6 protein-coding genes are annotated in these 9,513 nt (G+C 67.0%); 4 read left to right on the forward strand and 2 right to left on the reverse strand.

Features of this window, described 5'->3' with window-relative positions:
• A partial coding sequence (locus VN779_RS24290; RefSeq protein WP_325727278.1) for an LCP family protein occupies window positions 1-1,368 on the reverse strand: 1,368 nt, incomplete at its 3' end.
• Window positions 1,369-2,196: 828 nt separating this feature from the next.
• On the opposite strand from VN779_RS24290, the gene VN779_RS24295 reads away from it, so the two are divergent.
• The gene (locus VN779_RS24295; RefSeq protein ID WP_325727280.1) at window positions 2,197-4,149 is read left to right on the forward strand and encodes a glycosyl hydrolase family 18 protein; all 1,953 of its coding nucleotides are present in this window, start codon (window positions 2,197-2,199) and stop codon (window positions 4,147-4,149) included.
• Window positions 4,150-4,546: 397 nt separating this feature from the next.
• Window positions 4,547-6,058 (forward strand): alpha-L-arabinofuranosidase B, encoded by a 1,512-nt coding sequence (locus VN779_RS24300; RefSeq protein ID WP_414639747.1) that lies wholly within the window; start codon window positions 4,547-4,549, stop codon window positions 6,056-6,058.
• Window positions 6,059-6,182: 124 nt separating this feature from the next.
• Here the strand turns inward: VN779_RS24300 and VN779_RS24305 are convergent, their stop codons facing one another.
• Window positions 6,183-7,535, reverse strand: coding sequence for a PHB depolymerase family esterase (locus tag VN779_RS24305; protein ID WP_325727284.1), 1,353 nt, complete (start codon window positions 7,533-7,535; stop codon window positions 6,183-6,185).
• 270 nt (window positions 7,536-7,805) lie between these two features.
• On the opposite strand from VN779_RS24305, the gene VN779_RS24310 reads away from it, so the two are divergent.
• Window positions 7,806-8,861 (forward strand): LacI family DNA-binding transcriptional regulator, encoded by a 1,056-nt coding sequence (locus VN779_RS24310; protein WP_325727286.1) that lies wholly within the window; start codon window positions 7,806-7,808, stop codon window positions 8,859-8,861.
• 74 nt (window positions 8,862-8,935) lie between these two features.
• Window positions 8,936-9,418: a hemerythrin domain-containing protein gene (locus VN779_RS24315; protein WP_325727288.1), complete on the forward strand. Its 483-nt coding sequence runs from the start codon at window positions 8,936-8,938 to the stop codon at window positions 9,416-9,418.
• Window positions 9,419-9,513: the final 95 nt, after the last annotated feature.

Raw genomic sequence — 9,513 nt, forward strand, 5'->3', positions numbered from 1 at the left:
ACTGCCGCCGCTAGCCGCACCCGCCTGAAAGGTAGTTCCACTCGGCCAATCGCTACCGATGACGACCGTCACCTGCTTTGAGCCCCCGGATTCGTGCATTGCCGCCCTCGGGATTCCGAGCGCTGCGGCGACCACCGCGGCCGAGTCCGCCCGGTTCGCCGGGTAGTAAAGCGCGGTTGTGCCGGTCGGATCCGCGTTGCCTGTGGTCAGCAGCGAGCCGCTGAACCCGCCGCCGACCAGCGCGGTCCGGATCGCGGCAGCGCGGCCTCTGATACTGCTGCCGTTGTTGATCAGTACACGTACTGCCGCCTTGTTGACCGGCGAAGTAGCAGAACTCTGCGATCCGCCGCCCGCAGCGCTGGACGAGGACGCTGACGACCCGGTCGCTCCCGGTGCGGAGGCCGACGAACCGCCGGTGGCCGTTGCGCGCGTGTAGGCGGTGTCCGCCTTGATCGCCGCGAACATCTGGTCGGCTTCTGGCTGCTGGAATTGCAGTTGGCTCAGCCGCCAGGCCGCATTCGGGCCCGAATAGTCCACCGTCGGCACGGACAGCATGGTGACCCGGCTCGTCGGTACCTTCCCGATCTCCTGCGCCAGGCTCAGCAGGTCCGTCACGCTGCTCAGTTGCGAGTCCACAGTCAGCGCCTTTGTCGCCGCGTCCGCGACCGAGTAGAGCGTCATGACATGCGTGAGCGAGGCGTTGTCCTTGAGCTTGCGCAGCAGCGCCGCCATGAACACATGCTGCGCTTGCTCGCGATAGACCTCGTTGATGAACGCGTGCCGGGTGCGCAGCCAGGCGAGCGCCTGCGTGCCCTGAATGACCGTGGTGCCCTTTGGCAGCTTCAGAAGTGTGTACTTGTCCTGGAGGTTGTTCGTGACGCACACCGGCACGCCGCCCAGGGCGTTCGACATGGTCACGATCCCGGCCATGTCGATCTCGATGAAATGGTCGATGGTCAGACCGGTCAGGTCGTGTACGGCCTCGACGGAGCATGACGGACCGTGCGCGAGCGAGGCGTTGATCAGGTCCACCGGATCCTGCGCGCAAGCCGGCAGGTTCACGATCGAGTCGCGCGGGATCGACATGACCGTCATGTTCGAGCGATCGGCGGCCAGGTGCAGCACCATCATCGTGTCAGCAGTCGGTGCGGTGTCGATGCACGCGCCGCCGAGGTGGCAATCCGCTGCGTTGATCCGCCCCGCGTTGCCGAGCAGCAGGATGTTCATCGCGGTCTGACCAAATCGGTTCGACACCTCAGGAGCCTGCGTCACGTCCTTGGGCAGCAGCGGCGCGCTCTTGAGATTCTGATTGAAGTGCACGTACACGTACGCGGCCGTTCCGCCGGTCGCGAGCACGACCACGGCCATCGACAGCCCGATCCATTTGAGCGGCTTGCGTTTGCGCTTGACCGGACTCCCGTCTGACCGGCGTAGCCCCGGTTCCTGTCCTCGGCTCTGCCCTCGTCCCGGTTCCTGCTGCCACTGCCCCTGCCCCTGACTCTGCTCGCGCCCCCGCCGCCTTCGCCCGCCCATCGTTACCGCCCCTCTCCGGATCTGTGTTGCGCCGTGATCCTTTAGCGGCAAAGACGCGCAGCTGAGCGGTGAGGGTCGCGTGTTTTGTGCATCAATGTGTCACGGCGCGGTAACCGCTTGGCACGGCGCGACGACGGCCACGGCCACGGCCGCGCCAACCGGCCAACAAAGCCTCAACTGAACATTAAGTGATACTGGTGGATTCAGACCGACGCCCCGCCACCTGCGGCTGACCTGTCGACATCGTTGTCTGGTCTAGTCCGATTGGACTAGACCTATCTTGACAAGCGTGATCCGGGTCGGTAGACCGTTGATGTTGCACTCTGCGGTGGACGGCGCATCCATCGAACCGAGCCGACCGTCCCGTGTGGTCGGTGGCCGTTCACCGATTGGAGCGACCGACTATGGCGTCGAGACCTCGCCGCACCCCACCCCACACGCTTCGCATTCCGCGTGTGCCGCGCGGCTGATGCGCGCTCCCCAAACTCGCTGAGCGAGCGCGGCCACGCCAAGCTGCCGCACCTGCCGCCTCGAACTGCCGCGTACTCCCACTCGTGCGCAAACCCACCCCAAGCTCGGTCGGATCCGGCGCCCGCACTGCGCCGAATCCGACCGTCCGGCGCACTCCCATCCCACCTCCCACCCTTACTGGAGCCAGGAGAAATGCGTAGACCAAGACGCGCCGTACTCGCGGCGGCGACCACCGCGGCCGCCGTCACGATCGGCACGAGCATCGCGCTGCTCGGGGCGACCAACGCCCAGGCCGCGCCCACCAACACCACCGGAGCCGCGGCGACCTCCGGCGGCCTGAAGATCGCCTACTTCGACCAGTGGTCGATCTACCAGAACGCCTTCTACCCCAAGAACCTCGACACCCAGGGCCTCGCCGGGAAACTCAACTACCTGATCTACGACTTCGAGAACATCGACCCGACGAACCTCACCTGCCTTGAGACCACGAAGGCCACCGACCCGGACCCAGCCGGCGAGAACGACCCGAACGCCGGTGACGGCGGCGGCGACTCCTTCGCGGACTACCAGAAGTCCTACGGCTCGGACATCAGCGTGGATGGCACCGCCGACGCCTTCGGCATGCCGATCGTCGGCAACTTCCACCAGTTGCAGGAGCTGGAGAAGAAGTACCCGAACCTCAAGGTAGAGGTCTCCCTCGGCGGCTGGACCTACTCGAAGTACTTCTCCGACGTCGCGGCCACCGCCGCCTCCCGGCAGAAATTCGTCTCGTCCTGCATCGACATGTTCATCAAGGGCAACATCCCGTCGCAGGGCGGCTACGGCGGTCCGGGCACCGCGGCCGGTATCTTCTCAGGCTTCGATATCGACTGGGAGTACCCCGGCGGCGGTGGCCACCTCGGCAACCACTCCAGCGCCGCGGACAAGCAGAACTACACGCTGCTGATGCAGGAGTTCCGCAACGAACTCAATGCCCTGACCTCCACCACCGGCAAGCAGTACACCCTGTCGGCCGCGCTGCCGTCCGGTCAGGACAAGATCAAGGACATCGAGACCAACAACATCGGTCAGTACCTGACCTTTGGCGACGCGATGACGTACGACATGCACGGCGGTTGGGAGGCCACCGGCCCGACCAACCACCAGGCGCCGATCTACGACAACCCGAACGACCCGATGACCCCGGTCGCTCCGGGAACCGCGAAGTACACGGTCGACGAGGCGGTCAAGGCGTACACGGTCGGCGACCCGCAGTACGGAATTCCAGGTGGCTTCCCAGCCGGCAAACTGACCGTCGGCGTGCCGTTCTATTACCGCGGCTGGACCGGCGTTCCGGCCGGTAGCAACCACGGCCTCTTCCAAACGGCCACCGGCCCGGCCGCCGGTGCGACGCTTTCCGGCAACGTGCCGGGCGTGCAGATGTACAAGGAGCTCACCAGTATCGTCGGCAACCCGGCGGATACCTACTGGGACTCGGCGGCGCAGGCGGCGTACTTCTACGACGGCAACAACTTCTGGTCCGGCGAGGACGCCCAGTCGATCCAGGCGCTGAGCGACTACATGCACTGCAACGGCCTCGGCGGCGCGATGATGTTCTCGCTCTACGACCTGGACCCGGCCTCGACCCTGTTCAACGACACGGTCACGGACGTCAACGGCTCGGCCGCGCAGTGCCCGGCCGCGCCGCCCTCGCAGAGCGCGAGCGCCAGTCCGAGCGCTACCGGCGGCGGTTCGCCCAGCCCGAGCACCTCGCCCTCGCCCTCGGCCTCCCCGACCGGCGGCACCGGCTCCTGCTCGGCCGCGGCGTGGAACTCCGCCACCGCGTACACCGGCGGCGCGATCGTGTCGTACAACGGGCATACCTGGACCGCGAAGTGGTGGACGCAGGGCGATATCCCCGGCAACAACTCGCAGAACGTCTGGACGGACGACGGCGCGTGTAGCGCAGGCGGCAACCCGAGCCCGTCCGCGTCCTCCACCGGGGGCGGCACCTGTTCCGCTCCGGCCTGGGTATCCACCACCGCGTACACCGGCGGCGCTGTGGTCAGCTACAACGGTCACAAGTGGACCGCCAAGTGGTGGACCCAGGGCGATATCCCCGGCAACAACGGACAGAACGTCTGGACCGATAACGGAGCCTGCTAAGTCAGGGAACTGACCTGAAAATCCAGCTAGATCAGTGTGTTGAGTGAAAGTGGTGGGTGGCCCGGATCGGGCCACCCACCGCCCTTTGCCGACTCTTGACACGCCGCCGAGCGTGGTGCATCGTCTCCGGCCAGACACCTCGAATCCCCCGGCTTCGGACCCATGCCACAGCCGGGAGCAGGATGTTAGCGCTAACAACGGCGCGGCCAGGCTCGATGGAGAGCAGGGAGAGCACGTGAGTAGGTTCCCGACGATCACGGCGCGCGGACGCCTCGCGCGACCGGCAAGGACCCCGCTGCGCAGCAGCCGACTGCCGAAGATCCGACTTGCGAAGACCCCAATTACCAGGACCCCAATTACCAGGACCCAGCAGTTCAGGGCGCGCTGTGGCCGGGCGTTGCTCTCGGCCGCCGCGATATCCGCGCTGGTTTTCGGAGCGCTGGTCGGCGCCGCAACCACCTCGCAGGCCGCCACCTCGCTGCCGTGTGACATCTACGCCGCCGCCGGCACGCCCTGCGTCGCCGCGCACAGCACCGTCCGCGCACTGTTCGCCTCGTACAACGGATCGCTCTACCAGGTGAAGCGCGCGTCCGACGGCGCCACCACCGACATCGGCCTGTTGTCCGCCGGTGGATACGCCAACGCCGCCGCGCAGGATTCCTTCTGCGCCAACACCCGCTGCACGATCACCGAGATCTACGACCAGACCTCGCGCCACAACAACCTGACGATCGAGGGCGCAGGCGGCAACGGCGCCGCCGACGTGGGCGCACCCGCCGACGCGCTTCCGGTCAGTCTCGGCGGACACACCGTGTACGGCGTCGAGATCTCCGCCGGCATGGGCTACCGCAACGACGCCACCTCGGGCGTCGCGGTCAACGGCCAGGCCGAGGGCATGTACATGGTCACCTCCGGCACGCACGTCAACGGCGGCTGCTGCTTCGACTACGGAAACGCGGAGACCAACAACCGCGACACCGGCAACGGCCACATGGACGCGATCAACTTCTCCACCGAGTGCTGGTTCACCTGCAGCGGCTCGGGCCCATGGGTGCAGGCGGACATGGAGAACGGCCTGTTCCAGTCGAACACCGGCGGCGGCACCAACACCGGCACCGGACCGCTCTCCTTCGTCACGGCCCTGATCAAGAACAACGGCCAGAACTTCATGGCGATCAAGCAGGGCAACGCGCAGAGCGGCAGCTTGACGACGACCTACTCCGGCGGCGAGCCGACGGTCAACGGCGGCGGCTACTCGCCGATGCACCAAGAGGGCGCGATCGTCCTCGGCACCGGCGGCGACAACAGCAACACCTCGATCGGCTCGTTCTTCGAAGGCGTCATGACCGCGGGTCTGCCCAGCGATGCGGCGGACAACTCGGTGCAGGCGAACATCGTGGCGACCGGATACGGCGGCGCGGACGGCGTCGCAGGGGGCTCACTCACCCCGGGATCGTCGATCTCGCTGCGCGCCACCACCGCCTGCTGCACCGGCGATTACCTGCGGCACTTCAACAACGCCGCGCAGATCTCGGCGATCACCTCGAGCAGTTCGGCGCTGGACAAGGCGGACGCGACCTGGATCGTGCGCCGCGGCCTCGCGAACAACTCCTGCGTATCGTTCGAGTCGTCCAACTACCCCGGCGACTACCTCAGGCACTTCAACTTCGTGCTTTACCGCCAGCCGGACGACGGCTCGACCCAGTTCGCTCAGGACGCGACGTTCTGCGCGGTGGCCGGTAAGAACGGGCAGGGCAACTCGTTCCAGTCGGTGAACTACCCGAGTAAGTACATCCGGCACTACAACTTCAACGTCTATGTAGCCAGCGATGGCGGCTCGAATGCCTGGGACACCGCGAATTCGTGGACTGACGACGTGAGTTGGATCGTCTCTCAGCCCTGGGCGTAGCGGATACCAGCGAACGACGAGGACTTCGGCCGGTTGACAGCGGCGCGCTCAACCGGCTGGAGATAAACGCGGGGCCGTCCCTGGCGCAGCTCAGGGACGGCCCCGCGGCCTGTGCGGCGTCAGCTCAGCCGACGCTGCACGCAGTGCCGTTGAGCGTGAAGCCGGTGGGCGCCGCGGCATTGCCGGTGTGGTTGGCCTGGAAGCCGAAGCTCGTGTTGCCTCCAGCCGGGATGGCGGCGTTGTAGCTCACGTTCGTCGCGGTGACCGATCCGCTGGCCGGACTGATCGTCGCGTTCCAAGCCGAGACGACCGTCTGGCCCGAGGGCAGGGTGAACCCGAGCCGCCAGCCGTTGATCGCGCTGGTGCTGTTGTTGGTGATGGTGATGTTCTCGGTCAGGCCGGTGTTCCACGCGCTCACCGAGTCGCTGACGTGGCAGGCCCCTGACCCGCCGCCGCTGCTCTGCGAGGGTGAGGGCGAAGGCGAGGGCGAGTTCGACGGCGAGTTCGACGGAGTCGGGGAAGCCGGCGGGCTCGACGGCGGAGGCGGCGTGCTGCCGTCGAGGCCGAAGAAGTGGATCGCGATGGCGGCCATGCCGGACAACGGCAGCTGGTGTCCGACCCCTGCGATGCTGTACGCGTCGACAGCGGGGTCGGTCGCGCTGCCATAGGTGGTGTGCGTCCAGGAGCCGTTGACCGTGCCGGTCGAACTCGGCGTCTGACTCACTCCGAGCACGTTAGTCCACTGCTTGATTTCCTCGCCGAAGTTGTTGTAGTTCAGCGTGGTGTCCGCGGTGCCGTGCCAAAGCTGCACGCGCGGCCGCGGGCCGCTGTAGCCGGGGTCGGCGCCGCGCACGTAGTCGCCCCACGCCTGCGGCGTGTTGCTGACCTGGCCGTTGGCGCACGCGGAGTTCCAGCCGTCGACCGTGCCGGTGTAGAAGCAGTGGAACGGGACGCCCATGAACGCCGCGCCCGCTTTGAACACGTCCGGGTAGTCGCCGAGCATGACGTCGGTCAGCATCGCGCCGGACGACGCGCCGGTGAAGTACACACGGGACGAGTCGCCGTTGTTGTGCTGCTCGACGTACTGGACCATCGAGACGATGTCGGCCGGGTCGCTGTTGCCGTTGTGGGTGAGCGCCCCGTTCGAGGAAACGTCCCAGCACTGGCCGCTGCGGTTCGCGTCGGGGTAGATGATGATGAAGCCGTAGCGGTCGGCCAGCGAGGCGAACTCGGTGCCGGAGTAGAAGCCGGGTCCGGTACCGGTGCAGTAGTGCGCGGCGACCAGGATCGCCGGGTGCGCCGGGACGTTGTTGGGCACGTACAGGTACATCTTGCTGTTGCCGGGGTTCGATCCGAAGTTCGTGATCTGGACCAGCGAGGCGGCGTGCGCGGACGGGGCGAGCGCGATCAGCAGGCCGAAAGCCGCGGACACGGCCGCGGACAGTACGGCAGCCAGTGCTCTGGTTCTCTTCTTCACGGGCGCTCTCCTCCCTCGAGGAGTCTTGGTCGAGACGACGCTGTCTGGACGGCGGACCGGGCGGGCGCTGCGCAAGGGTCCGAAATATTTCGATCCAAGCCCGGTACCGTGGGTGCGAGTGACGGTAAGTCTGCGGGGACTGCTTCGTCAAGACGCAGGTCATAGATCTAGAAATGTTCCGGGTAATCGCCGGAAAATTTCATAGCCCACTGACCTGGTTCGTGCCCGCGAAGCCACATCACGGCTCCGACTCGGCCGTATACTGCGGCGGTGACCGCACCCCGACGCGACGGCGGCCCGGGCGGGCAACGCCGCCGCGAGGTGACCGTCGCCAGCATCGCCCGGCTCGCCGGCGTGTCCGCGCCGACGGTCTCGCGGGTGCTCAACGGGAAGTCCGGCGTCGCGCTGGACACCCGGCAGCGGGTCGAGGCGGTCATCCGCGAACACGGCTACCGCCGTCCGGACGCCGACGCCCCCGCGGCCATCATCGAACTCGTATTCCACGCCCTGGAAAGCCTGTGGGCGCTGGAGATCATCCGCGGCGTGGAGCGGGTCGCCCGCCAGAACGACCTCGCCGTGGTGCTCACCGAGATGGAAGGCCGGCTCACGCCGGGCCACGCCTGGACCGAGCAGGTGCTTGCCCGCCGCCCGACCGGCGTCATCGCGGTGTTCTCCGAGCTGACCGTGGCGCAGCAGTCGCAGCTGGCCAGCCGCGGCATTCCGCTGGTGGTGCTGGATCCCACCGGTGAGCCGATGCACGAGACCCCGTCGATCGGCGCGACCAACTGGAGCGGCGGGCTGGCCGCGACCCGGCACCTGCTCGAACTAGGTCACCGGCGGATCGCGATGCTCAGCGGTCCGGTGGAGTGGCCCTGCTGCCGGGCCAGGCTCGACGGCTACCGGTCCGCGATGGAGATGGCCGGGGCCGAGGTCGACCCGCAGCTGGTGCGTATCTCAACCCTCTACGTCGAAGGCGGCCTGCGCGACGGCGCCGCGCTGCTGAAGCTGCCCGATCCGCCGACCGCGATCTTCGCGGCGAACGATCTCCAGGCACACGGGGTCTACGAGGCGGCGCGGCAAGCAGGCGTGCGCGTTCCGCAGGACCTGAGTGTCATCGGATTCGACGATCTGCCGTTCACCCAGTGGGCCGGTCCGCCGATGACCACGGTGCGCCAGCCGCTGGTGGAAATGGGCGCGGCGGCCGCCGAGATGGTGGTGCAGATCGCGACCGGCGAACAGCCGCGCTACACCCGCGTGGAACTGGCTACCGAGCTTGTGGTGCGGCAGAGTACCGCGCCGCCGCGGCGCACACGTGTCAGCACCTAACGGGTGAATGTGCTGCATATCCACTCCTCCAGAGGGCACTCGGCAGTCCCAGTCGCACCGGAAGGGAGACGCCGATGGACGCGATCGTGCTGCTCAAGAACGATCACAAGACCGTGGAGAAGCTCTTCAAGCAGTTCGAGAAGCTGGCGAAGCAGGGCAGCCCCGACCCCAAGGCCAAGGCCGACCTGGTCGCCGAGATGATCCAGGAGTTGACGACACACACCTACATCGAGGAGTCGGTCTTCTATCCGGCGGCCAAGGCGGCCGGCCCGAAGGACGAGGTGCTGGAGAGCGTCGAGGAGCACCACATGGTGGTCTGGCTGCTTTCCGAGCTCGGCGGGCTCGACCCGGCTGACGAGAGCTACGACGCGAAGGTCCGCGTGCTCATGGAGAACGTGCGCCACCACGTCAAGGAGGAAGAGGAGGAGCTGTTCCCCGACGTGCGCAAGGCGGTGGGCCGCAAGCTGCTGCAGGACCTCGGCGAGCAGATGGAAGCCGCGAAGAAGGAAGCGCCGAGTGACCCGCTGAAGGTCAGCAGCGCCCGGGCCGGAGCCTGACCCAGCACTCGAAGCGCTAGACGATGCGCGTCCGGTTCATGGTCATCCAGATCGTGAACCGGACGCGTGTCGCTTCGTTTCAGTGCCCGCGCTAG

This window comes from Actinocrinis sp., from assembly GCF_035605935.1.
Taxonomy (GTDB): domain Bacteria; phylum Actinomycetota; class Actinomycetes; order Streptomycetales; family Catenulisporaceae; genus Actinocrinis.

Bases quoted from the DNA above. Each gene is read 5' to 3' on its own strand.
- VN779_RS24295 (WP_325727280.1), top strand. From the start codon at position 2,197: ATGCGTAGACCAAGACGCGCCGTACTCGCGGCGGCGACCACCGCGGCC.
- VN779_RS24315 (WP_325727288.1), top strand. From the start codon at position 8,936: ATGGACGCGATCGTGCTGCTCAAGAACGATCACAAGACCGTGGAGAAG.